This window comes from Methylotuvimicrobium alcaliphilum 20Z (genome assembly GCF_000968535.2).
GTDB lineage: Bacteria > Pseudomonadota > Gammaproteobacteria > Methylococcales > Methylomonadaceae > Methylotuvimicrobium > Methylotuvimicrobium alcaliphilum.
On sequence record NC_016112.1, the window covers coordinates 4,428,149 to 4,451,246 of the forward strand.

Annotated in this window: 18 protein-coding genes; 9 read left to right on the top strand and 9 right to left on the bottom strand. The window is 51.3% G+C overall.

Annotated elements, in window-relative coordinates:
• The first annotated feature begins 63 nt into the window (after positions 1-63).
• The 4 genes from MEALZ_RS18840 (at position 64) to MEALZ_RS18860 (ending at position 4,956) form a co-directional block, all read left to right on the top strand.
• Positions 64-1,568 (top strand): IS3 family transposase gene (locus MEALZ_RS18840; RefSeq protein ID WP_408607020.1). Its coding sequence is split into 2 segments (ribosomal slippage): positions 64-502 and positions 502-1,568, totalling 1,506 coding nucleotides; the frame shifts between segments, so codons are not numbered across the junction.
• A gap of 360 nt (positions 1,569-1,928) precedes the next feature.
• Positions 1,929-3,158, top strand: a complete 1,230-nt coding sequence (locus tag MEALZ_RS18850; protein ID WP_014150250.1) for an NADP-dependent isocitrate dehydrogenase — start codon at positions 1,929-1,931, stop codon at positions 3,156-3,158.
• A complete protein-coding gene (locus MEALZ_RS18855) occupies positions 3,155-4,288 on the top strand; it encodes an efflux RND transporter periplasmic adaptor subunit (protein ID WP_014150251.1) in 1,134 nt (377 codons plus the stop codon). The genes MEALZ_RS18850 and MEALZ_RS18855 overlap by 4 nt, the downstream gene beginning before the upstream one ends.
• Positions 4,288-4,956 carry an ABC transporter ATP-binding protein gene (locus tag MEALZ_RS18860; RefSeq protein WP_014150252.1) on the top strand — a complete coding sequence of 223 codons (669 nt, stop codon included), beginning with the start codon at positions 4,288-4,290 and terminating at the stop codon, positions 4,954-4,956. Before MEALZ_RS18855 ends, MEALZ_RS18860 begins: the two co-directional genes overlap by 1 nt.
• 22 nt (positions 4,957-4,978) lie before the next feature.
• On the opposite strand, the gene MEALZ_RS18865 is transcribed toward MEALZ_RS18860, so the two are convergent.
• Positions 4,979-5,818, bottom strand: coding sequence for a 23S rRNA (adenine(2030)-N(6))-methyltransferase RlmJ (locus MEALZ_RS18865; RefSeq protein ID WP_014150253.1), 840 nt, complete (start codon positions 5,816-5,818; stop codon positions 4,979-4,981).
• Positions 5,819-6,033: 215 nt separating this feature from the next.
• Positions 6,034-6,786, bottom strand: coding sequence for a DUF5765 domain-containing protein (locus tag MEALZ_RS18870; protein WP_014150254.1), 753 nt, complete (start codon positions 6,784-6,786; stop codon positions 6,034-6,036).
• 362 nt (positions 6,787-7,148) lie between these two features.
• Here MEALZ_RS18870 and MEALZ_RS18875 point away from each other — a divergent pair, with 362 nt between their 5' ends.
• The 5 genes from MEALZ_RS18875 to MEALZ_RS18895 all read left to right on the top strand — a co-directional run bounded on the left by MEALZ_RS18875 (position 7,149) and on the right by MEALZ_RS18895 (position 12,311).
• Positions 7,149-7,952, top strand: a complete 804-nt coding sequence (locus MEALZ_RS18875) for a response regulator (protein WP_014150255.1) — start codon at positions 7,149-7,151, stop codon at positions 7,950-7,952.
• Positions 7,953-8,331: 379 nt separating this feature from the next.
• Positions 8,332-9,780 (top strand): ATP-binding protein, encoded by a 1,449-nt coding sequence (locus MEALZ_RS18880; protein WP_046061702.1) that lies wholly within the window; start codon positions 8,332-8,334, stop codon positions 9,778-9,780.
• Positions 9,781-10,245: 465 nt separating this feature from the next.
• The gene (locus tag MEALZ_RS18885) at positions 10,246-10,932 is read left to right on the top strand and encodes a response regulator (RefSeq protein WP_014150257.1); all 687 of its coding nucleotides are present in this window, start codon (positions 10,246-10,248) and stop codon (positions 10,930-10,932) included.
• Between the two features lie 379 nt (positions 10,933-11,311).
• A complete protein-coding gene (locus tag MEALZ_RS18890) occupies positions 11,312-11,695 on the top strand; it encodes a Spy/CpxP family protein refolding chaperone (protein ID WP_014150258.1) in 384 nt (127 codons plus the stop codon).
• 127 nt (positions 11,696-11,822) lie between these two features.
• On the top strand, positions 11,823-12,311 hold the full coding sequence (locus tag MEALZ_RS18895; RefSeq protein WP_014150259.1) for a DUF6515 family protein: 489 nt from the start codon (positions 11,823-11,825) through the stop codon (positions 12,309-12,311).
• Positions 12,312-12,525: 214 nt separating this feature from the next.
• Here the strand turns inward: MEALZ_RS18895 and MEALZ_RS18900 are convergent.
• The 7 genes from MEALZ_RS18900 to MEALZ_RS18935 form a co-directional block, all read right to left on the bottom strand.
• Positions 12,526-14,030 (bottom strand): IS3 family transposase gene (locus MEALZ_RS18900; protein WP_408607020.1). Its coding sequence is split into 2 segments (ribosomal slippage): positions 12,526-13,592 and positions 13,592-14,030, totalling 1,506 coding nucleotides; the frame shifts between segments, so codons are not numbered across the junction.
• 147 nt (positions 14,031-14,177) lie between these two features.
• Positions 14,178-14,861: a 6-phosphogluconolactonase gene (gene pgl / locus MEALZ_RS18910; RefSeq protein ID WP_014150260.1), complete on the bottom strand. Its 684-nt coding sequence runs from the start codon at positions 14,859-14,861 to the stop codon at positions 14,178-14,180.
• Between the two features lie 413 nt (positions 14,862-15,274).
• On the bottom strand, positions 15,275-16,264 hold the full coding sequence (locus tag MEALZ_RS18915) for a M28 family peptidase (protein WP_014150261.1): 990 nt from the start codon (positions 16,262-16,264) through the stop codon (positions 15,275-15,277).
• Positions 16,265-16,572: 308 nt separating this feature from the next.
• Positions 16,573-17,073 carry a DUF3368 domain-containing protein gene (locus MEALZ_RS18920; protein WP_014150262.1) on the bottom strand — a complete coding sequence of 167 codons (501 nt, stop codon included), beginning with the start codon at positions 17,071-17,073 and terminating at the stop codon, positions 16,573-16,575.
• A gap of 189 nt (positions 17,074-17,262) precedes the next feature.
• Positions 17,263-17,607, bottom strand: a complete 345-nt coding sequence (locus MEALZ_RS18925; RefSeq protein ID WP_014150263.1) for a UPF0175 family protein — start codon at positions 17,605-17,607, stop codon at positions 17,263-17,265.
• 121 nt (positions 17,608-17,728) lie between these two features.
• Complete coding sequence (locus tag MEALZ_RS18930; protein ID WP_206742859.1) at positions 17,729-21,220, bottom strand: TolB-like translocation protein; 3,492 nt, start codon at positions 21,218-21,220, stop codon at positions 17,729-17,731.
• 420 nt (positions 21,221-21,640) lie between these two features.
• On the bottom strand, positions 21,641-22,216 hold the full coding sequence (locus MEALZ_RS18935; protein WP_014150265.1) for a DUF1318 domain-containing protein: 576 nt from the start codon (positions 22,214-22,216) through the stop codon (positions 21,641-21,643).
• Positions 22,217-23,098: the final 882 nt, after the last annotated feature.

Below are 23,098 nucleotides of genomic sequence, written 5' to 3' on the forward strand. Positions count from 1 at the left end.
GTGTCAATATACCTGAGACACCGCCCCATGCATTAATTAGGGAACATTTTCGGAGAAAATCTCATGACTGACACAACCGTACAAGCTATTCCTCATGCCGCGGCGAACGCGGAGGACACGCAAGACGCCCGTAGGGCGGCTGAAGTGTCCTCCGCGTTCGCCGCGGAACCTTCCCGCATCACCAGCGAAGTGCTTGAAAAGGCCGCCCGCCGGACGTTTACCGCCGAATACAAAGAGCGCATCTTGACCCAGGCTGATGCGTGTAGCGAACCGGGCTGCATCGGCAAGTTGCTGCGCACAGAGGGATTATATTCCTCACATCTCAGCAAATGGCGCAGCGAACGTGAGCAGGCCATCCGCGCCGGTCTATCCAAGCCGCGTGGCCGCAAACCTTCGGACAAGAATCCGTTAGCCGCTGAAAATGCTCGTCTGCAAGCCGAAATTCAGCGTTTGCAGGCATGCCTAACACAGGCGGAGGCTATCATCGATGTCCAAAAAAAACTTTCGCAACTGCTGGGCTTGTGCGAGATTCCAGCCCACACCGGGAGAGCATCATGAAGGCCACGCTTGAACTCAGCCGTGAGGTTGGCGTTAAGGCCGCCTGCGAGGCGCTCAACTTCAACCGTGCCTCGTTTTATCGCGCACAACAAGATCGCTCTTCGTGGCCGGTCGAACGTCCGCGCCCGCCGCTGGCACTGAGTACGGACGAAGAGCTACACGTCCTGGCGCATCTGCACAGCGAGCGTTTCATGGATTGCTCGCCTTATCAGGTCTATGCGGCGCTGCTCGACGAGGGCGTTTACCTGTGCTCCATCAGCACCCTCTATCGCATCCTGGTGCGCCACCAGGAAGTGCGCGAGCGCCGCAACCAGCTTCGTCGTCCCAACTACACCAAGCCCGAGTTACTCGCCACTGCGCCCAACCAAGTATGGTCATGGGATATCACCAAACTCAAAGGCCCGGCCAAATGGACGTATTTCTACCTCTACGTCATTATCGACATTTTCAGCCGCTGCGTGGTCGGCTGGATGGTAGCGCACCGCGAATCCACCGAGCTGGCTAAGCGACTGATTGGCGAAAGCTGTACTCGGCAAACTATCCGTGAAGGCCAATTGACTATTCACGCCGACCGCGGCAGCAGTATGACCTCCAAAGGCGTCGAGCAACTGCTGGCTGACCTGGGCGTGACCAAAACCCATTCACGGCCCCATGTCTCCAACGACAACCCGTATTCCGAGGCGCAGTTCAAGACCTTGAAATACCGACCGGGCTTTCCGGCTCAATTCGGCGCTATCGAAGATGCCAGAAGCTTTTGCGGAACGTTCTTCGACTGGTACAACCATGACCACTATCACTCCGGCATTGCACTGTTAACCCCGGCCAGCGTTCACAGCGGCCAAGCCGTCGAGATAGTTACGCAGCGCACGCAAGTCCTGCATGCCGCATTCGAGCGCAATCCGGAACGCTTCAAAAACCGCCAACCCCATGCCCAAGCCGTACCTGAAGCCGCTTGGATTAACCCGCCCCCTTCACGGACGGCAAATGAGGCTCTCGACCAGGAAAACTAAACTCACAATCTACACTAATTTTTTATTATGGGTGTCTCAAAATCATTGACATATACCGGGAATCGAGATTTTCGTAAGCAATTAAAGCTATACTTCCCTACTAAGGATTTGGTCGTAAATAACTTCCCTATTTTAGGGAGGGTTCGGTTGCTCGATTGGCAGGTGTCGGCGGCAGGGCAGATTTTTGCTCCTGCAAAATCTGCATTCATGCCATCCTTGGCAATCAGTCGCCGCCATCAAGCCTACAAGGAAGTATTCACGGCGTCCTACCAAGCGAGTTACCGAACCCTCAACAAAGCTCATAATTCCAGGGCGTTATTTATCACGAAATCCTAAACCCAAAATCTAAAGGAGCGCGGCATGACCAAAATCCCCGTTAAATCGCCTGTTGTCGAACTGGATGGCGACGAAATGACCCGAATCATTTGGCATTTTATCAAGCAAGAATTGATTCTGCCCTACCTGGACCTGACGATCGATTATTACGATTTGAGTATTCCACAACGCGATGCGACCGACGATCAAATTACAATCGATGCCGCTCATGCCATTAAAAAGCATGGCGTAGGTATTAAATGCGCAACGATTACGCCGGACGAAGGGCGTGTCGAAGAATTCAATCTGAAGAAAATGTATAAATCGCCGAACGGGACGATACGGAATATTCTCGACGGCACAGTGTTCCGAGAGCCGATCATTTGCCGAAACGTACCCCGGTTGGTCCCGAATTGGACGCAACCGATCTGCATCGGCCGTCACGCCTTCGGAGATCAATACCGAGCGACCGATTTTTTAACGAAAGGCAAAGGTACGCTGCGTATAAGCTTTACCCCGGATGACGGCGGCGAAGTTCAGGATTTCGAAGTCTATCATTTCGAAGGCGACGGCGTGGCCTTGGCGATGTACAACACCGACGAGTCGATCGCGGGATTCGCGCGCAGTTGCTTCAATGTCGCATTGGATCGCGGCTGGCCGCTGTACTTGTCGACCAAGAACACGATTCTGAAAAAATACGACGGGCGCTTCAAGGACATTTTCGAAGCGGTCTATCAGGCCGAATACAAGAATCGTTTCGCCGAGCAAGGCATAACTTACGAACATAAATTGATCGACGATATGGTCGCATCGGCATTGAAATGGAACGGCGCATTCGTCTGGGCCTGCAAGAATTACGACGGCGACGTGCAATCCGATACGGTCGCGCAAGGTTTCGGTTCGTTGGGACTAATGACTTCGACCCTAGTGACGCCGGACGGTCAAACCATGGAGGCCGAAGCCGCTCACGGCACCGTCACGCGGCATTACCGTATGCACCAACAAGGCAAGAAGACCTCGACCAATCCAATCGCATCGATTTTCGCCTGGACGCGGGGCCTTGCGTTTCGCGGCAAGCTGGACGGCAATCAGGCCTTGATCGATTTTTGCGACACGCTTGAGAAAGTTTGCGTCGAAACCGTCGAAGCAGGGCAAATGACCAAAGACCTGGCCTTGTGTATTCACGGAGACGACCTGAACGACTCGCATTATTTAACTACCGAAGACTTTTTAAACGTGTTGCGAACGAATCTGGAGCAGCGCCTGACAACATGAGTCGATCGGCACTCATTAGCCTTGCGGTGATGGGCGTTATCGTCGGCGCTTATTATTACGCGAAACGGCCCAAGCCGGTCGAAGTCGAGGTTTATGTTTTGACCGACGGAGAGGTCAAGGCGACCGTGTCGAATACCCGCGTCGGCACCGTCAAGGCTTGCCGTAGATCCTATTTGGCTCCGGCTACCGGCGGCCAGGTGGCGGCATTGCATGTCGCGGAAGGCGATGGCGTCAAAAGAAATCAATTGTTGCTCGAAATCTGGAACGAAGATTTGAAGGCGCAAGTCGAGCTTCAATCGGCACAAATCAAAGTCAATCGAGCCAATGCCGAACAAATTTGCGAGCTCGCCGCAGGCGCCGGACGAGAGGCCGACCGACTGGTTAAATTGCAAAAAAGCAAACAATTCGTTTCGGTCGATATGGTTGACAAGGCCGTGACTCAGGCCAAGGCGCAACAAGCCAGTTGTCGGTCTGCCCGCATTAACGTTGAGGTCGGTATTGCGAATTTGAATGTTGCCAAGGCCGCCGTCGAACGCACGATGATACGCGCGCCGTTCGACGGTGTCGTCGCCGAAGTCAACGCCGAAGTGGGCGAATTCGTCACGCCGTCGCCGCCCGGCATTCTCACATTGCCGCCGATCGATTTGCTGGATCTCAGTTGTTTGTTTGTCTCGGCGCCGATCGATGAAGTCGATGCCGCACAGATCAGAACCGGGATGCAAGCTTGCGTGTCGCTCGATGCGTTTAGCGGAGAGCGTTGTTCCGGCAAAGTATCGCGCATCGCACCTTATGTCTTGGAAAAGGAAAAACAGGCGCGCACCGTCGAAATCGAAGTCATGTTAACGGACCCGAAGGACCTTGAAGGTTTGATGCCCGGTTACAGCGCCGATGTCGAAGTATTGTTGGCGCGCAAGGACAGCGCCTTGAGACTGCCTGCCGAAGCGATTCTAGGTACCGAGCGGGTTCTGTTGATCGGAGCCGACGGCGTTCTTGAAGAGCGCCGCTTCGAACCGGGCTTGGCGAATTGGAATTTTACCGAAGTCGTGTCGGGGCTCGACAAGGGCGATCGGGTCGTGTTCTCGGTAGGCCAGGAAGGTATCGAGGCAGGCGTTGCGGTGCGCGAAAAGTAATGATTCGCCTGGAAGACATTCACCGGTATTTTCAAGTCGGGGAACAGTCGGTGCATGCCCTCGACGATATCGACCTGACCATTGCGCACGGCGAATATCTATCGGTGATGGGGCCGTCGGGTTCCGGAAAGTCGACTTTATTGAATGTGATCGCGCTGCTGGATCAGCCTAGTTCCGGGCACTATTTTTTAAATGACAGGGATATTACACAGTACAGTGATGACGAATTGGCCAAGGTGCGCCGCGAAAATATCGGCTTCGTGTTCCAATTTTTTCATTTGATCCCTCGCCTGACCGCCGCCGAAAATGTCGAAATGCCGATGATGCTGGCCGGAATCGACCGCAAGGAACGGCAACAGCGAATCGAAACAGCCTTGAAGCAAGTCGGTTTATCCGATCGAGCCGGCCATAGGCCCGATCAATTATCCGGCGGCCAGTTGCAGCGCGTCGCGATCGCCCGAGCGATGATCATGAATCCCGGTATTCTGCTAGCCGACGAGCCGACCGGCAATCTCGACAGCAAATCGGGCGCCGAAATCATCGATCTATTGGAGCGTCTTAACGAGCAAGGCGTGACCTTGGTGGTGATCACGCACGACCCGGCGATCGGCGAGCGGGCCAAACGCAAGATTCGTATCGTGGACGGCAAAATCGAAGCTGAAACATGAACCGTGACTTTATCGGGTCATATCATTCCGGAACCAGCCAATCGACAGACCAAGTCCCCATACCATCCGTAAGCCTATCGTTCAGCCAAGGCATTAATTCCCGGGCCTGGCTTTCCAATTGCCAAGGCGGATTGATGAACAACAAGCCCGATCCGGTCATACCCAATTCTTCGCTGTCCGGAAGAATACAGTGTTCGATTCGCAATTGTTTTTTGATACCGGTCTCGACGAGTGCGGCCATTAGATTATCGACTGTTTCTCGGCGAATCACGGGATACCAAAGACAATACACACCGATGGCGAAACGCCGGTACGCTTTTGCGAGCGTGTCAACCACACTACTGTAATCCTCCTTCACTTCATAACTCGGGTCGATAAAAATCAATCCTCTTTTTTGTGGAGGCGGCAGTTTTTTTAATAGATTTTTTAAGCCGTCCTCTTGGGCAACGCTGATTTGCCGGCCGTTACGGTAGCGTTCTTGCAAGATCGCAAAATCGCTACCGTGCAGTTCGCTAAGTTGCATTCTGTCCTGAGAGCGCATCAACGCACGGACAAATTCCGGCGACCCGGGATAATGGCTTAGTTTACTATTGGTGTTTAACGAGCGAATTCCAGCGAAATAACTATCGAGCAAAGGGTGAAAGGTTTGGCTGGGATATAGGCGACCGATGCCTTGCCGGTATTCGCCGGTTTTTTCGGCAAAGGGCGACTGCAAAGAATAGGCCCCGGCGCCGGCATGTGTGTCGATATAAACGAAGGGTTTGTCTTTTTTCTTGAGTTCGATGATCGTCAAACAAAGCAGGCTGTGTTTGAGTACATCCGCGAAATTGCCGGCATGAAATCCGTGACGGTAGCTGAGCATGATTTTGGCTTCGCACTAGAAATTTTAATAAGGCGGGAATGCATGCCGATATTGCCTCGGCAGCCACGGTATGGGTTCCCACGGAGGGCCGTGGGAACCAGAAAAATAGATTCGGCGCCATCCCTGGCAGCCGGATTCCGGCGATCCCTACCGGACTGTCGCGTCCCCTGTTGACTGCGACGTCAATGAGCCGGACAGAGTGCTGTTTTAGACCGCTATAAAGCGTCCGACACTTGGCGGTGATAATAAGGCCATGTTTTGACATGCAAATGCTTGCGGATTGGCGTTTTGATAACCGATACGCATAATGCAATCGAAAACAGACACCAAACAGCGGCATATTCGTTCGGGTCGGTCGTGGTCAGATCGGAAACGAACGGACCGATTAAATAATGGAATCCGACAAAACGCCAAGATCCGTAAAGTAGCGGCAGATAGAAAGACACCAAAATATAAGTAAAAGCATGCAACCCCCAATCGAAACCGAATAACCAGCTTTGCGGTTCGGACATCAGGCCGTTCAATGGCATTTGCCAAGCGATATGCCAATCGCCGGATACCGAACAGGTCGCCGGTCCGCAAAAACCTTCGACACCGATTTGGCATGATCCTGCCCAATCGAAAGGAAACATTTTAACCAACATTGCCAACGATCCCATCGCGCAAATCGTATAAACAGTCGTACGAATTTTTAATTTGACGCTTTCCGGAATGAAATACATTGCGACCATATTGACGAAAAATGGCTGAAAAGCGATGTGAACATAACCGAAAAGCGTCAATATCTGATTATTCGGATTGTCGCATAGATTGATGTAAACGTAGGTTGCCGCTTGCAGGAGTTCCATCAGTGCAAAATACACCAAGGGAATCCACAATTCGTTCGATTCGCCTTTCCTGGCGACATAAACCGCCGTCGACAGCCCTGCAGCCGCCAAAACGGTCGATGCTTCTCCACTCCAACACATAATTCCTATCCTCATTTGTTATAGTTATAGAGATCCCGGTTTTAGCGGGCCTTTTTAGTACTATTTTATAATTTTATTGTTTCGACTGAATTCGGGTAATTTATTAGAAGCCGAAACCGTGCGCGTGATTATATTACAAAGCTTCCGGTTTATTGATTTCATTCGTAAAAAATTTAGTCTCGATTAAATCCGGGCACGAGACTGCAAAAGGCAAGAAATACGTCTAAACTTTAGAAAAATATTGAGTCAGTGGTGAACGGTTAGCCGTTAGCAGGGAGTAGACTTTATTTGACTATGGATACAATTGCTTTCTAAATACCGCTAACCGCTAACTGCAACGGAAACGCATCAATCAACCGCTTATGACATCTTTAAAAATAGAAGACTTATCGATTTTACTGGTCGAACCATCCTCAACGCAGCTTAAAGTCATTATCAAACATCTTAAGGAAGAAGGGATTGCCAGTATTGAAGGGGCGGATTCGGGTAATTCGGCTTTGATGATATTGTCCGATTATAAGCCCGATTTAATCATTAGTAGTATGTATTTGCCGGACATGACGGCTGCCGAAATGATTGTCAAAATCAAAGCCAATGAAGAACTAAACGACGTCCCGTTTATGTTGATATCCAGCGAGACTCGGTTTTCGGCATTAGACCCGATCCGGCAGGCCGGCGTCGTGGCGATCTTGCCCAAGCCCTTCGATCATGACAATTTGCGAAGAGCCCTGCGCTCAACGATCGAATTCATCGAACCGGAAGAACTCGAGTTGGATAATTATGCGATCGAAGCCTTGCGCGTCTTGGTGGTCGACGACAGTTCGATGGCGCGTAAGCATATCGTTCGGGTATTGAATAACATGGGCATCACTCAGATTACCACGGCCAATGACGGTAAGGCGGCGGCCGAGCTATTTCAAGCGACCGGCGAAGCCTTCGATTTAATCGTGACCGATTACAACATGCCGGAAATGGACGGACGAGAGCTGATTAGCCACATCCGCAACGACCGGCAAAATACCTTCATACCGATTCTCATGGTGACCAGCGAATCGAACGAAACCCGCTTGGATCAAGTTCAGCAAGCCGGCGTATCGGCGATTTGCGACAAACCCTTCGAGCCGCAAAACGTTAAAGAAATCTTATTCCGGGTGCTGAACGGCTAACACTTCTTAATTTTTGCACAATTACCGGCGACAATGAGCTATCGCTTAATGGGTAAAGCTTGTGCGCCAGTCTATACCCATCGCAGATCAAAATTCGGCACCAGGGTGTCCGTCAAAGGACGCCGTGAATACATCCCTGTAGGCTCTATGCCACAGCTCCATGCTGGCAAAGCCTTTGCCGCACACCCTGGCGCCTCCTCAGGCACTGCCGAAATTTGAAGTGCGAAAGGTATATATACTTCGCGCGGCCACATTTGCTGTTTTCTAACGCGCTCTTTTGTTCGATAGCTGCGTTACGAAAACAGTTACATAGCTTGCTATGCGCCTGTTTTCGCGCCTTGCTCTCGAACAAAATAGCATTGCCATAAAAGCCGCAAACATGAACGCACGAAGTATACGTGTCAAATTATTCCTGACTTTCCTGCTCACCACGCTGCTTTTGGTTTCGGGGATGTATGTGTTTATGCGCTGGTCTTTGGATCGGGGTTTTAACGAATTCATCAAATCGAGACAGCAGGAGCGCGTATCGGCGCTGATCGAAACGCTTAGCGATTATTATGCTCAAGAACACGATTGGGAAAAGTTGGCTGCTAATAAACAATTATGGATTCAGTTATTGTGGCAGTCCGATCAGCGCCGCCATCGTCCGCCGCCTAGTTTGATAGAGCAGGCGCAAAGCGAACCGTCGGGTTATTGGCCTCCGGCTATGCCGGAAAATTCGATGAACCGGCGTTATACGCCTTTGCAACTGCGCGTTATGCTGTTGCGCGCAGATCGAACGATCATATACGGACGTGCCGATGCAGTAGAGAAACTGGAGGAACTAGAGCCTATCCATTACCAAGACGGTATTGTCGGATATTTGGGGATTTTGCCGGGTAAAACGCCGAGCCAACCCGGCGAATTGCGATTTATCGAGGGTCAGGCCAAGGCCTTCGTCTGGATTGCCTTATTGATGATATTGTTGTCCGCCTTTCTGGCTTGGTTATTGGCTTACATACTGGGAAGGCCGCTAAAGCGGATCACCACGGCGGCGAAAGCGCTTGCTATCGGTCGATACGATGTCAGGCTTCCTGTCGAGTCGTCTGACGAACTCGGCGATTTGGCGCGCGATTTTAACGAATTGGCAACGGCGTTGGAACGGTCCGAACAATCGAAACGGCGCTGGGTCGCCGATATTTCCCATGAGTTGCGTACGCCTTTGGCGGTGCTGCATGGAGAATTGGAGGCCTTGCAAGACGGAATCCGCCCACTGACAGCCGAAGCGGTCGATTCGCTGCTTGGTGATGTCATGAGACTGAATCGTTTGACGGAGGATCTTTATCAATTGGCGCTTTCGGACCAGGGGGCGTTAAGCTATCGCAAGCAAACGCTCGACCCGATGACAGTGTTGCAGGAGGATGTCACCGCCTTATCGCCGGAATTCGATAACCGGCAAATCCGCTTGGAGTTGCTGAATCGTCTGACCAAAGCCGTGCGCATTCATGCCGACCCGGACCGATTGTCGCAACTATTCCGCAACCTATTGAGCAACAGCGCCAAGTATACCGATGCCGACGGGTGCTTGAAGATCATCGTTATGAAAAAAAGCGGTTCGTTGCTGATCGAATTCGCCGACAGCGCGCCCGGCGTACCTGAACAGGAAATAGGGCATTTATTCGATCGCTTTTATCGAGTCGAAAGTTCCCGCAGCCGACATCATGGAGGCGCAGGACTAGGCCTTGCCATTTGCGCGAATATCGTCCATGCGCACAACGGTACGATTACAGCCGGGAAATCAAAATTGGGCGGGCTTAACATCCGTATTGCGCTACCGTTATTATCTTAAGAAAGTTTCATCCTATCGTTCATGAAAGCTCGGCAATCACCCCGGCAAATGAAAGTACGAGGCGTGGGGAGGGCGCGGTCACTCGCCCGACAGGACGCCGTGAATACGTCTATGTAGGCTCGATGGCGGCTATCCTGCCGCCAACGCCTGTCGATCGAGCAACCGCACCCTCTCCTGAACCGGCATTGCCAGAACAGAGTTTTGTATATCGAAAAATTAGATAAAGCACCCATGTCTACGGACTTTCACAGTAAAATCGGCAGTTTAACCATGAAGCAATTCAAGAGCTTGCCTGAGTATCCCCGCTAACCTATCGGGTGAGCGAAAGTTTTATACGAACGCGTAACAAGTTATTGAGATAGCTTCTTATTCTCCATGATCTTCATGGCGTAATGTTTTTTCTAAGTTCATCCACGGTCTCCAAGGTGGTTGATAATGGAAGGTTTTTGATCCGAGGAATATTTTATGAACCGTATCTTGATTGTCGAAGACGAACTCAAATTAGCTCGTCTGGAGGCGGATTATTTACATAATGCCGGTTATGCAACCGATTGCCTCGATGACGGTCTTAAAGTAGTGCCGTGGCTGAAACAAAACCCGGTCGATTTGATTTTGCTGGATTTGATGCTGCCGGGAAAAGACGGTTTGGATATTTGCCGCGAAATACGGGGCTTCAGTTCAGTACCGATCATCATCGTGACCGCACGTATCGAAGAAGTCGACAGGTTGTTGGGCTTAGAATTAGGCGCGGATGATTATATTTGTAAACCGTTTAGTCCGCGCGAAATGGTTGCTCGCGTCAAAGCAGTCTTGCGCAGGCTGCAGCCGCAAAAGGTAAGCGGCAGCGAAGGTCCGATATCGCTGATGTCGGAAAGTTTTCGAGTCCGGGCGGGGCATAGGGAAACCGAATTGACTGCGGTGGAATTTCAATTATTGCAGGCCTTATATGATCAACCCGGACGAATTTTTTCGCGTTCTAAATTAATGGATTTGATCTATCAGGACCAACGCATCGTTTCCGATCGGACGATCGATAGCCATATCAAGAAATTGCGCAAGAAATTGTCGGACTTGTTACCGGGACAGGAATTAGTCCACTCGGTTTACGGTGCCGGTTACCGTTACGAACTACAGGTTAACAGTGAGCAGTAAGCGGTTAGTAGTAAAAAAGGAGGATAGGGTCTGAGGTATCCCCACAAATCGCTCGTTCCCAAGCTCTTTGCTTGGGAACGCAGTACGAGAAGCTCCAACTTCTCGAAACCGGTAAGCGAAAACCAACTTATCTTTCAATTTTCAACCATAGAAAATTGTTTTATATGGCTATTTTTTGGAGATACCTCAGGTATAGGGTAAATCTCTATTTTTATCTCGGCGTTACCGGCAAAAGAGAGTTTTGAGTTTTTGCCATTGTCATACACTTTCACAATGTTTCCACAATTGCTGCAAATTGTTTACGCATTTGGCGTTTATATTAATCATCAAGAACGGAGATAAACCGTTCTTTTATTACTAACCCCAAGAGGATAAGATCATGAACAAAAAAATCATCGCAATCGCAATCGCATTGACCCTTCCGTTGACTGCGGCCGCATTCCCTCCCGGCGGCGGAAAAGGCGGTATGGAAGGCCGTCATGGACAAAGAATAGAGCGCTTAGCCAAGGATTTGGACCTGACTGAAGAGCAACGCACTCAGCTGGAATCCATCTTCAAGGAACAGCATGAAAAATACCGAGCGATACACGAAGAAACCCGCGGCCGCATGCAGGAAGTGCTGAATGAAGAACAAATGCAAAAAATGGAAGCGTTAAAACAGCAGCGTAATGAAAAATGGCAGGAAAAACGCCAGGAAAAACGTCAAGAGAGACGCCAGGAAAGACAGGAAAGGAAATCCGGCAAAACTGTCGACGCACAATAAGCGCAACGACTTGATCTTCTAAGCGATAAACAAAGAGTACGGCTGAGAAGGCAAGTATCGGTAGACAAAATACAACCGCAAGCCAGGGACGGATAGCGGTTTCGCTCGGTACCACCGGGAGATCGTTATGAAAAGTCTAACAAAAATAGTCGTCTTGGCCATGAGTGCGATGCTGTTGATGAATAGCGCCGTCTATGCTCAAGATCACCGGCCTCGTTCGAGTCGGCACAGTTATTCGAAACAACGGACTGCGCCGCCGCAAGCGCCGCGAACACGCATATATGCGACGCCTCGGCAACACTACACGCCATCTCCGCCCTATCCGCATTATTATAAACCCGGTCACCGGACTAGACCTTTGCCTCGCGGCGCATCGAGGATAGTGATCGACCGTTCGAGCTACTATTTTTATGATGGCTTTTATTATCAGCCGTTTCAATCAGGCTATATCATCGTCGATGCGCCGATCGGCGCGATCATCGCCACATTGCCGAGACTGCATCATCAAATGATTTGGCGAGGCTCACCTTATTTTGTCGTAGGCAATACGTTTTATCGTAGGCACCCGAGAGGCTACATCGTCGTCAATAATCCAGGCATTGTGCTTTGGCGATAAACCCAAATTGGCTTCCCAATTAAGGCGGGACAAAAGCACTAAGGATTAACCGTTCGCCCTGAGCGCAGCCGAAGGGCTCACCAAGAACGGATTAACCTTAAACTGTCCCGCGTTAAGTGAGTAGCCCCTAAATTCAATTAGAAAGAACACGGAGGGCGGTATATGTCAATGATTTTGAGACACCCATAATAAAAAATTAGTGTAGATTGTGAGTTTAGTTTTCCTGGTCGAGAGCCTCATTTGCCGTCCGTGAAGGGGGCGGGTTAATCCAAGCGGCTTCAGGTACGGCTTGGGCATGGGGTTGGCGGTTTTTGAAGCGTTCCGGATTGCGCTCGAATGCGGCATGCAGGACTTGCGTGCGCTGCGTAACTATCTCGACGGCTTGGCCGCTGTGAACGCTGGCCGGGGTTAACAGTGCAATGCCGGAGTGATAGTGGTCATGGTTGTACCAGTCGAAGAACGTTCCGCAAAAGCTTCTGGCATCTTCGATAGCGCCGAATTGAGCCGGAAAGCCCGGTCGGTATTTCAAGGTCTTGAACTGCGCCTCGGAATACGGGTTGTCGTTGGAGACATGGGGCCGTGAATGGGTTTTGGTCACGCCCAGGTCAGCCAGCAGTTGCTCGACGCCTTTGGAGGTCATACTGCTGCCGCGGTCGGCGTGAATAGTCAATTGGCCTTCACGGATAGTTTGCCGAGTACAGCTTTCGCCAATCAGTCGCTTAGCCAGCTCGGTGGATTCGCGGTGCGCTACCATCCAGCCGACCACGCAGCGGCTGAAAATGTCGATAATGACGTAGAGGTAGAAATACGTCCATTTGGCCGGGCCTTTGAGTTTGGTGATATCCCATGACCATACTTGGTTGGGCGCAGTGGCGAGTAACTCGGGCTTGGTGTAGTTGGGACGACGAAGCTGGTTGCGGCGCTCGCGCACTTCCTGGTGGCGCACCAGGATGCGATAGAGGGTGCTGATGGAGCACAGGTAAACGCCCTCGTCGAGCAGCGCCGCATAGACCTGATAAGGCGAGCAATCCATGAAACGCTCGCTGTGCAGATGCGCCAGGACGTGTAGCTCTTCGTCCGTACTCAGTGCCAGCGGCGGGCGCGGACGTTCGACCGGCCACGAAGAGCGATCTTGTTGTGCGCGATAAAACGAGGCACGGTTGAAGTTGAGCGCCTCGCAGGCGGCCTTAACGCCAACCTCACGGCTGAGTTCAAGCGTGGCCTTCATGATGCTCTCCCGGTGTGGGCTGGAATCTCGCACAAGCCCAGCAGTTGCGAAAGTTTTTTTTGGACATCGATGATAGCCTCCGCCTGTGTTAGGCATGCCTGCAAACGCTGAATTTCGGCTTGCAGACGAGCATTTTCAGCGGCTAACGGATTCTTGTCCGAAGGTTTGCGGCCACGCGGCTTGGATAGACCGGCGCGGATGGCCTGCTCACGTTCGCTGCGCCATTTGCTGAGATGTGAGGAATATAATCCCTCTGTGCGCAGCAACTTGCCGATGCAGCCCGGTTCGCTACACGCATCAGCCTGGGTCAAGATGCGCTCTTTGTATTCGGCGGTAAACGTCCGGCGGGCGGCCTTTTCAAGCACTTCGCTGGTGATCCGGGAAGGTTCCGCGGCGAACGCGGAGGACACTTCAGCCGCCCTACGGGCGTCTTGCGTGTCCTCCGCGTTCGCCGCGGCATGAGGAATAGCTTGTACGGTTGTGTCAGTCATGAGATTTTCTCCGAAAATGTTCCCTAATTAATGCATGGGGCGGTGTCTCAGGTATATTGACACAGAGGGGGGCGTAAAAATTAAAGTTCGCCCTCCCTTCGTGTTCTTAGTGGCCGATTTCAGTGAGAGGCTTATGGAGCGTTATCTTCAAGCATCGCCAAGGGCTGCCTCATCGATATAAACATCGACGCCGGCGTCCGGTCTGATTAATGCGACCGGCAGTACTTCTCCTTGACGCCATTGCTTGACGGCTTCTTGTTTGCCGGCCCCGGTCACTAAAAACAACACCTGCAGGCTATTGCTGAGGGCTTTGGAGCTCAAAGAAATTCTTTCCGGCGGCGGCTTTGGCGAATTGAAAACGGCATGTACCGTCTCATCGCTTGAATGAACGTGGCCTGGAAATAAGCTCGCGGTATGTCCGTCTTCGCCCATACCTAACAAGACCATATCGAATCGGCCGACCTGTTCGATCGTCGGGCGGTAGGCTTCGGCCGCTTTTTCCGGGCCGAGTTCGGCCGGCATCGTATGGATTTGCCCGGAAGGAATAGAAACCTTATCCAAAAATACCGAGCCAGCCATGCGGCTATTGCGGTCGGCATGATCGACAGGCAAACAGCGCTCGTCTCCATAATAAATATGCCAGTTGTTCCAATCGGCCGAGCTTTCGGCTAACAATTGATAAACCTTTTCGGGCGTGCTTCCACCCGCTAAGACTAATTTGAAGGCACCTCTCGCCGCGATGGCTTGTTCGGAGGCGGCAAGGATTTGCTGTGCAGCGGACGCGGCGACCTTGTCCGCTGTCGCAAACGAATGCCAATGGATTTTTTGCATGGTTTTAAGTCCTCTCGGTGGGTAATGGGTAGTAAGGCATTAACCTAAATTCGGCAGTCAGCCCGCGAAATAAACGAAAGTAATCATACAGTTACATAAATCTGTTAAATTACCCTTTGGGTGAGCAACTTGAAAAACATAACTATTTGGATATTTTCGTGATTTTCGTGGACAAAATGCTTTTTCTAAAATTAATCCAATGAACATGAAGAAACCCCTTCATCTCGATTTCTCTTCAATTACGGCTTTTCCGGGTTGCTTTAATCGAAGAACAATTGTATCAGTTCTTCGGTACTCGTTTCTTGAGTCCACGTTCTTACCGGGCTTTCCATCTCTTCATGCCTATAAGCCGGCCGGCAATACAAACGTCCTCGCCGATTTGACTGAACGCTCCCTGCCGACAGATTACGAATTTATTCGGCTTGCCGGTCGGCAAAAAAACCTACCAGACTCTGAACCAGTTCCGCCATGAACCGGTAATCCAACGTCTCCATCGTGTCGGTGCTTCGGTGATAGTGAGGATTGCGGTAAAAGGCGGTATCGGTGATCATTACGGCTCGGTAGCCTTCGTCCCAAAAAGAAGCATGATCGCTTAAGCGCACCGCCGGCATGATCCGTCCGCTCAGCGGCACAGTGAGCTTGACGACCGGAAGGTTTGGGTTCTGTTGAAAAGACCGGTGCAACGAACGGGTCAACGGCAAGGAACTGAAATTGCCCACGATGCCGATAAAATCGCCTTGTTTTGGATAGCCCAGGAACATCAAGGGAAACGGATAGCGTTGGCAGCTTGGCTCGTGGCAAGTATAACCAACCATCTCAAGGCAAAGCATGCCGTCGATATTTTGCCCCGCCTCCCGGGCCCTTCTTGCATGAACCCGGCTGCCCATGTACCGAGTCCCGAATACCGGCGGTTCTTCCAGCGCGAAAGAAACAAAACTGACAGCCGTATCGAGTCGGCCTTGTTTCGACAAGGCTAGCAATTGGCGCGCCGTCTCCAATTGCACGGCTATTGCGCTGGCGTTGTCGTCTGCGCCTACCGTTCCGGTAACCGAATCGTAATGGGCGCCTATCAAATAATGCCGGGCGGATTGTTTCTCCGGTTCGAGACGCGCTATTACATTGGCCACCGTCATATCCCGATAATCGTAAGGCTCTCTTTCCGTCGTCATGCCAAGGCCTCGATAAAAAGACTCTATATAGGCCGCCGTTTTTTCGAGATGCTCCGGAAAACGCACGCTACGCTCGCCGATGGTCACTGTCAATGCTTTAAGGTGCTCTTTTAAACGTTGTTCGGTCATGTCGAGATCCACTGACGAAAATGCCTGTCGAGCATCGTTCGCCTTAACGCTTGCAGCAAAAAATGCGGCCAAAGCTGCGCTCAAAATCATAGAACGTATGATCATTGTGAAAACTCCGGTAAGGCTATAGTCACAAATATACCCATCGCAGATCAAAATTCGGCACCAGGGTGTCCGTCAAAGGACGCCGTGAATACATCTCTGTAGGCTTTATGCCAGCTCCATGCTGGCAAAGCCTTTGCCGCACACCCTGGCGCCTCCTCAGGCACTGCCGAAATTTGAAGTGCGAAAGGTATAACTTCCCTATTCTATGGAGGCTTCGGTGGCTCGATTGGCTGGTGTCCGCGGCAGGGCAAATTTTTGCTCCATGCAAAATCTGCATTCACGCCATCCTTGGCGTTCGATTGCTGCCGTTAAGCCCCCATGGGTTCATTAACACTAACCAGAACCTGATTGATCACGGCAGCGGAAATGCGAAAGTCAGAACGGTGCAAAACCTCAAACACTGCGTGTGCCGAGGAGATTAAGCCTTGTTTTTTGGCGAGCCCGATAATCGCCGCGGTGCCAATCACGCGAAGACCTTTTTCCTTGGCAACGGCACGACCGGCGCGTTCATCCATAAACAACAAAACTTTATCGAGATTACTCAAACCGATATTGATACAGTCGGTTTCACCGGGATCAAGATCGATCTCAAGTTGCGCCTTTATGGGTTCGGGCCATACCTTGATCCATTCGGCGGCCAGAGCTTGGGCTATGACTAGTTCACCGGGCGCGGCTTTGCCGGGCAACACTTCCTGTTTGACCGATTCCGGCAGAAACACCTTATCAAATAGCTTTGGCAACCAGACCAAACCGTTCACGATTGCCAGACCGATCAAAGGGCTGGAATCAATGACAACGATTCGAGCCATGCGTTGTTAGGGAACGAGCATGAAATAACGTCGACAACCGAGGGAAGGTGGTTCGGTGGCTCGATTGACAGGTGTCGGCAGCAGGGAGCTGCCGTCAAGCCTACATGGACGTATTCACGGCGTCCTGTCAAGCGAGTCACCGAACCACTACAAAGCCTACTAATTGTAGGAGTTATTTTGTGCATATTCCTAGGCCTGTTTCAACCACTGCTCCAAGGTGTCCATGTCGTCTTGTACTTCCTCTGCGGTTTGATTGATAACCGGAATACCTAAGCGCGAAACGTGGGCAATGAAGTTAGCTAACGGCATGTCCGCTAATTTGGCCGAGCGAGCCAGGGATAATTCGCCGTCTTTAAACAAGGCAGTAGCCAAGGCTTTACGCACACCGGGCATGCCGATGATTTTAGCGGATTTGAGTCCTATCATTAAGGCGTCCGGCTCGTTTCTGTTCATGACCAACACCAAATCCTCATGCGCCATCCGCAACGCTTCACTGGGATTATTTTTTAAACCACTAACATTGACTGTTTTCATGGGCATCTCTCATGGGAAGATTGGGTAGGTCTATTATAGGCGCGATTGGCGTAAAAGCTAAAAAACGAGCATGAAACAACTTCTTCAAATATTGGAAATTATTTATCGCGAAATCCTAGGGCTATTCAAGTGTCTTCAAGCCATCCAGATCGAAAGCCGCTAAATAATCGGCAAAAAGGCGGCGCGTAGGCAACCATTTGGGATTCGATTCCCGGATTATAATCTCAAAGGCTTGATTGAGCCTTGCCGGTAAATTGATCGAAAACTGGTCGGGTGATGCGCCGGCGAAAATACAGAGTTCCGCGGCCGTTTGCAGCAGGGCCAAGGTTACCGAATCCATTGGGACGCCGGCGTGAACTCGCCAGGTATCGGCATCGGACAAACCTTCCTCGATATGACGGATAGCCGCACCCAGCCTACCTTGCATTACCGATAAGACGGCGAGATGATGACTGGCGCTTGCCGCTTCTTGAAGATAGGTTTCCTGCTCATATTCCTCAAAACGCTTCAAGAGCCATCGACGCCGCTCCCGCATCGCATCGAAGGCGGCATCGAAATTGCCGGCGCCGCGCTGGGCATGCGCCAAAAGACCGGCGACGATATGGCGGTAATCGTCTTTATCGAGCCGTCCGGCGCGAGTTTCATTTCGTCGCATCGGCTCATCGCTATCGAGTAGCGCCCAAGCATGACTTAATTCCGCGATGGCGAGTTCGTATTGCGACGTTTTTAGCAGCGACGCCCCGAGGCCTAAATGTGCTTTTAAGCGTTCGGCAAGGTTTTCCCCGGTAATTTCGGGTAACAAAGCGCGATAAAGATTTTCGGCCTGTTCATAGTCGCCCCCGACATAATGATAAAAAGCGCCTCTATCGATGACTAAAGTCCTGAATTCGGCGAGTTTGTCGCGATGGTCATCGATTAGCGTCTGCGCGCTTTCGATCTCGCTTTTCGAGGTTCTGTAGCGGCCTCTGAAATAATGACTGCGTGCCTTATCCAAACGGAAAGACAACTCTTGGCGAGGCCGGGTAAACGGCAAGCGAGCGCGTTCCTGAAAGTGGCGTAGCGCAATATGATGATTGCCCAAGGCGGCTTGCAGCAGACCTAATTCATGCAGCACGCTGGCTTTTCGGCGCGGATTGCGCGGTGCCAAGTCCAAGGCCAAATGATAATGAGTATGTGCGATCATCGCCATCTCATGATCGTGGCTGCGATGAAATTCGCGGTGCGCCAGATAGGCGTACAAATGATGAATTTCAGGGCTACGAGGCAAGACTTGCAAGGCCGGAAGAAGTAAAGCCATATCGCGGTCGACCTCCGCGCGGTGTTTCTCCAAGTCGGTGATAGCGTTGAGTCGCTGCCCCCTGAGATAAGCCTGCACGAAAGCCCATTCCGGCGCTTTCGGCCGATCGGAATAACGGGTTTTATAGGCGGCCAGCAATTGCTCGCTGAATTTTCCGCTTCGAAGGCTCGCCTCAATATAGCCTTCATGCGCTTCCAACGATGTCGTAGTTTCGGTGATCTCATGAAATAACTCGGCGGCCTCAGCCGGATGTCCGCCGGCCATTTCGGCATAGGCTTTTTCCAGCACGATATCGGCAAAGATCGCCTCGGCGTGTTTCCGCTCGGGATGGCCGACTAGTACCGTGTCGAGCCAGAGTGAGCCCATTGTGTACAATAATTGTTGATAATCGTTGTACGCGGCATGATCGATTGCGCTCATAATCAAAGCGCGCCGCCGTTCGAAAGAGCCGGTCTCTTGAAAAAGCGAAGTCAAGTGATCCTGAGTGATGGCTTGACTAGCAGCATCGGTTGCCAGCAAATGCGATTCGATGGAAAGCATGAAGCCCAGCGGCGAATCGGGTTCGACCGTTTCGAGACGTTTTGCCAGCGATTGCCGTTGTTCGCGACGCGCAAGGCCTTGTAACAAGCTGCGTTTGTAAGCATCGGCATAACGCAGACGTTCGCGTTCGGAAAAGGCGGAATGTTCGGCCAGTTGCCGGAACATTCGAAGCAAGCGTTCGCGCTCATCCAAGAGACGTAAAAATTTTTGTTGTTGCATGGCGATCAGATGCAAACTGAAAGTATCCTTTTCGCCGGCCAAGTCCAATGCATCAGAAAGCGCTAAGGCTTGTTTTTTATCGCCTAGCACATCGAGTATCTCAAGGCGCGCCATCGCCGCCAAACGATGCACGGTGCTATGTCGAGCGCCTTGCCAACGAGACAGTCTATCCAGTCGCTCTTGCTGAGCCTGAATGAAGGCGGCATTAAGCTTGCCATGCGGAAGACGCTGTTCATCACGGCGGTAAGCCGTCAATTCCAACAAGACCTCAGTCCAATCGGCTAGCCAAGCATCGGCATCGTCTAAATCTTGCAGCAAGCGCAAATGATATTCGGTCGATTCGTATTCATGCAGGCTTAAGTGCTCCAGAATAATCCGGCGGTAAATTGCGATACGCTTGGCTTGGTCTTCAGTATCCGGCAACAGCCTTTTGAGCAAGAGCAAACGTTCCCAAGGATCGCGGGTGACTAAAAGCTCTTCTTCAATACGTTGCCGCGTCCAATCGGGCGGGACTAAGCCACTCAAGGGCAGGCTATAGATTTGTAAATAACCGGCGCGCAAACAGGTCGCGATCAACTTATCTCGTGCCGGGGACGGATATTGGCAATTTCTTCGCCCGCTGGTCAATTGCTCGTAAGAGCCCCGCCGTATCGGGCTTACGGCATCGCCGTCGAATCGCGCGCGAAACAAGATACCGTTATCGCCGCCGTCGATTACGCCGTCGAAATTAGTGTCATTGAGAAATTGGGTAAAGTACAAATATTGTCCGTCCGGCGAAAAGGTAGGAAAACCCGTCGATCCCGGCATATCTGGGCGAAACAGCCGAGGGGATAGACCGGAAATCAACGGATGCAGGACAAATCCGGACGAGGCGCGCATCATGAAACTGAATTGCCCGGATGTCCCTTGTTCGAGTGGAACATAAACCAACCAACGCCCGTCCGGCGATACGGTGGGAGCGGCTATATTGCGGCTTAATAATAATTCGCCCGTGTCGCCGCGCCTTTGTCCGACGGAATATTTACGAAGTTCATGCGTATCCAATAATCCGGTTCGGGTCAGCGCGCCAATGTGCAGGCTGTCCGGAAACCAAAAAACGTGCAGCACTTCGGTGTTTTCATCGGTTAAGCAACGGCGATCGCGCTGTTTGAAATGATATATGCAGGCATCGCCGGAGGCGTCTTCCTGATAAGAAATATACAATAAGCTTTGCCCGTCCGGGCTCAAGCGTGGTTGGCTCGTGTCGGCATTATCATCGAATACCAAGGTCGGCGCATTGCGCAATAGGCTTTGCCGATGAATCTCGGTGGTAGTGTTGGCGTTGCTGACAAAGGAAAGGGTTTCTCCGTCGTCGGCAAGTTGACCTTGGAAATGGTCGTAGCGCCCGGCGGTTAGGCCGACCATCGTTTCTAGTCGGTCCTTGGGCGGATTCGCACCGATTGCAACATTGCTCAGCAATCCGGAGGCGAGCAGACTCCATAGACATGTCTGCAGCTTGTTAGGATTTCGTGATAAATAACGTCCTGGAACTATGAGCGTTGTTGAGGGTTCGGTCACTCGCTTGACAGGACTCCGTGAATACGTCCATGCTTGACGGCGGCGACTGATTGCCGAGGATGGCATGAATGCAGATTTTGCATTACGCCATGGGTGGCGTGTATTAGGGTAATGCAGGAGCAATTGCCGTGGAGCAAAAATCTGCCCTGCCGCCGACACCAGCCAATCGAGTAACCGAACCCTCCCTGAAATCATAAGTATCTACACATCTTTATCATTTAAAATCATGCTGTTATAAAGTTTCTTCTGGTTTATTATGAAAATAGGGACTAAAAATTGAGGTTTTTAATCTACTTATTTATCCTAGATCACAGAAGAATTAACTTAACTAATTGTTTTATAGAGCTGAAAACTTGTGTAGATACCTATGCCCTGAAATAGGGAAGTTATTTACGCCCCAGTCCTTGACGGAAAGAATGCTTATTCGCATTGTTTGATATCCCATTCGCCGCTGTCTTGTTGAACTTGCCCGCCGCAAACCAAGGCTTGCAAATGGCGCTGGCGCCAGATGTCTCTTATCTGCACCGAGCTGCTTTCGGGATTGTGTTCTTGAAGATAGCGCCAAAGTTGTTTACGGCTGCGGTTGACTCGCTGCACGGCTGCGCTGGTGCGTACCGTGGCGGCCGGGCCTGTGCAAGTCGCCGGCGTTTCAATCAACAAACCGCTACGCGCCTCACCGATACAGCGCCCGACCAGTAAATTATCCAAATAGTCGATTTCGCTCAACGGTATTTGCTGAAGTTGCACCAAACGGCCCAGTGCGTCATGGGACAAGTCAGTGCCGGCAGCTTCCAGTTGGCCACGCGTATAAGGGACGGCTTGCGGCACGATCGCCGATTCGCGCAAAGCATTCGCAAGCGTTAGCAATTCGCCGGCCGCTTGTTCTTCAAGAATGGTTTTGCGGTCCAGCAGCACGACATCGGGCGCACTGATACAAGCGGCAAGGGATAGCGCCAGCGCGAATGATATTGAAAATATTGTAAATCGAACGGTCATGATTGATTAAATGGATAACATTAGCATGCAAAAAGTTTCCTGATTTCGCAAAACTTTCAACCGAATCGGCAACGTATACTTCGCGCGGCCATGTTTGCGGATTTTATGGCAATGCTATTTTGTTCGGTAGCAAGACGCGAAAACAGGCGCATAGCAAGCTATGTAACTGTTTTCGCAAAGCTTCCGCTCCTGCTCACGCCCCTTACCTACATCCATGTAGGTAACGCCGCTATCGGACAAAAGAGCGCGCCAGAAAGCCGCAAATGTGGCAGCGCGAAGTATATATCCTGATTAGCAAGTTTCTTCAGCTAAAGCCCAAAGATCAGCATATCCTTAGCTGGATGGGGTCGCAAGCCATGCACGTCAAGCTAAAACGGCCAACCCACATCACGCTCTTTCCCAAGCTCCAACTTGGGAAAGACACCCCGGAAGCTCCAGCTTCCTGAACAGGTTACCCAAGCTGGAGCTTGGGTAACAGCATATTTTAGTTTTTGCGACTACGACTGGCCCCTGCTCGGACACTTGGCTTCGGCAAGCTGAAGCATCTTACTAATCAGGACGTATATTGATGTTCATCATACCGTCTACATAAAGAGGCTGCTATTTTGTTATACCCATCGCAGATCAAAATTCGGCACCAGGGTGTCCGTCAAAGGACGCCGTGAATACATCCCTGTAGGCTCTATGCCAGCTCCATGCTGGCAAAGCCTTTGCCGCACACCCTGGCGCCTCCTCAGGCACTGCCCAAATTTGAAGTGCGAAAGGTATATATACCTTGTTCACGTCAAATTTCGGCAATGCCCGGGGCATGATTTTGATCCTCGAGGGGTATAATCGGCCGGATTTTGATAATCTAGGACACTTTTTCTCTCAAGAGTCGGC

Coding starts and splice junctions, on each gene's coding strand:
- MEALZ_RS18895 (WP_014150259.1), top strand. CDS start 11,823: ATGAAAAGTCTAACAAAAATAGTCGTCTTGGCCATGAGTGCGATGCTG.
- MEALZ_RS18870 (WP_014150254.1), bottom strand. CDS start 6,786: ATGTGTTGGAGTGGAGAAGCATCGACCGTTTTGGCGGCTGCAGGGCTG.
- MEALZ_RS18855 (WP_014150251.1), top strand. CDS start 3,155: ATGAGTCGATCGGCACTCATTAGCCTTGCGGTGATGGGCGTTATCGTC.
- MEALZ_RS18850 (WP_014150250.1), top strand. CDS start 1,929: ATGACCAAAATCCCCGTTAAATCGCCTGTTGTCGAACTGGATGGCGAC.
- MEALZ_RS18885 (WP_014150257.1), top strand. CDS start 10,246: ATGAACCGTATCTTGATTGTCGAAGACGAACTCAAATTAGCTCGTCTG.
- MEALZ_RS18925 (WP_014150263.1), bottom strand. CDS start 17,607: ATGAAAACAGTCAATGTTAGTGGTTTAAAAAATAATCCCAGTGAAGCG.
- MEALZ_RS18860 (WP_014150252.1), top strand. CDS start 4,288: ATGATTCGCCTGGAAGACATTCACCGGTATTTTCAAGTCGGGGAACAG.
- MEALZ_RS18920 (WP_014150262.1), bottom strand. CDS start 17,073: ATGGCTCGAATCGTTGTCATTGATTCCAGCCCTTTGATCGGTCTGGCA.
- MEALZ_RS18865 (WP_014150253.1), bottom strand. CDS start 5,818: ATGCTCAGCTACCGTCACGGATTTCATGCCGGCAATTTCGCGGATGTA.
- pgl (WP_014150260.1), bottom strand. CDS start 14,861: ATGCAAAAAATCCATTGGCATTCGTTTGCGACAGCGGACAAGGTCGCC.
- MEALZ_RS18915 (WP_014150261.1), bottom strand. CDS start 16,264: ATGATCATACGTTCTATGATTTTGAGCGCAGCTTTGGCCGCATTTTTT.
- MEALZ_RS18875 (WP_014150255.1), top strand. CDS start 7,149: ATGACATCTTTAAAAATAGAAGACTTATCGATTTTACTGGTCGAACCA.
- MEALZ_RS18890 (WP_014150258.1), top strand. CDS start 11,312: ATGAACAAAAAAATCATCGCAATCGCAATCGCATTGACCCTTCCGTTG.
- MEALZ_RS18935 (WP_014150265.1), bottom strand. CDS start 22,216: ATGACCGTTCGATTTACAATATTTTCAATATCATTCGCGCTGGCGCTA.
- MEALZ_RS18880 (WP_046061702.1), top strand. CDS start 8,332: ATGAACGCACGAAGTATACGTGTCAAATTATTCCTGACTTTCCTGCTC.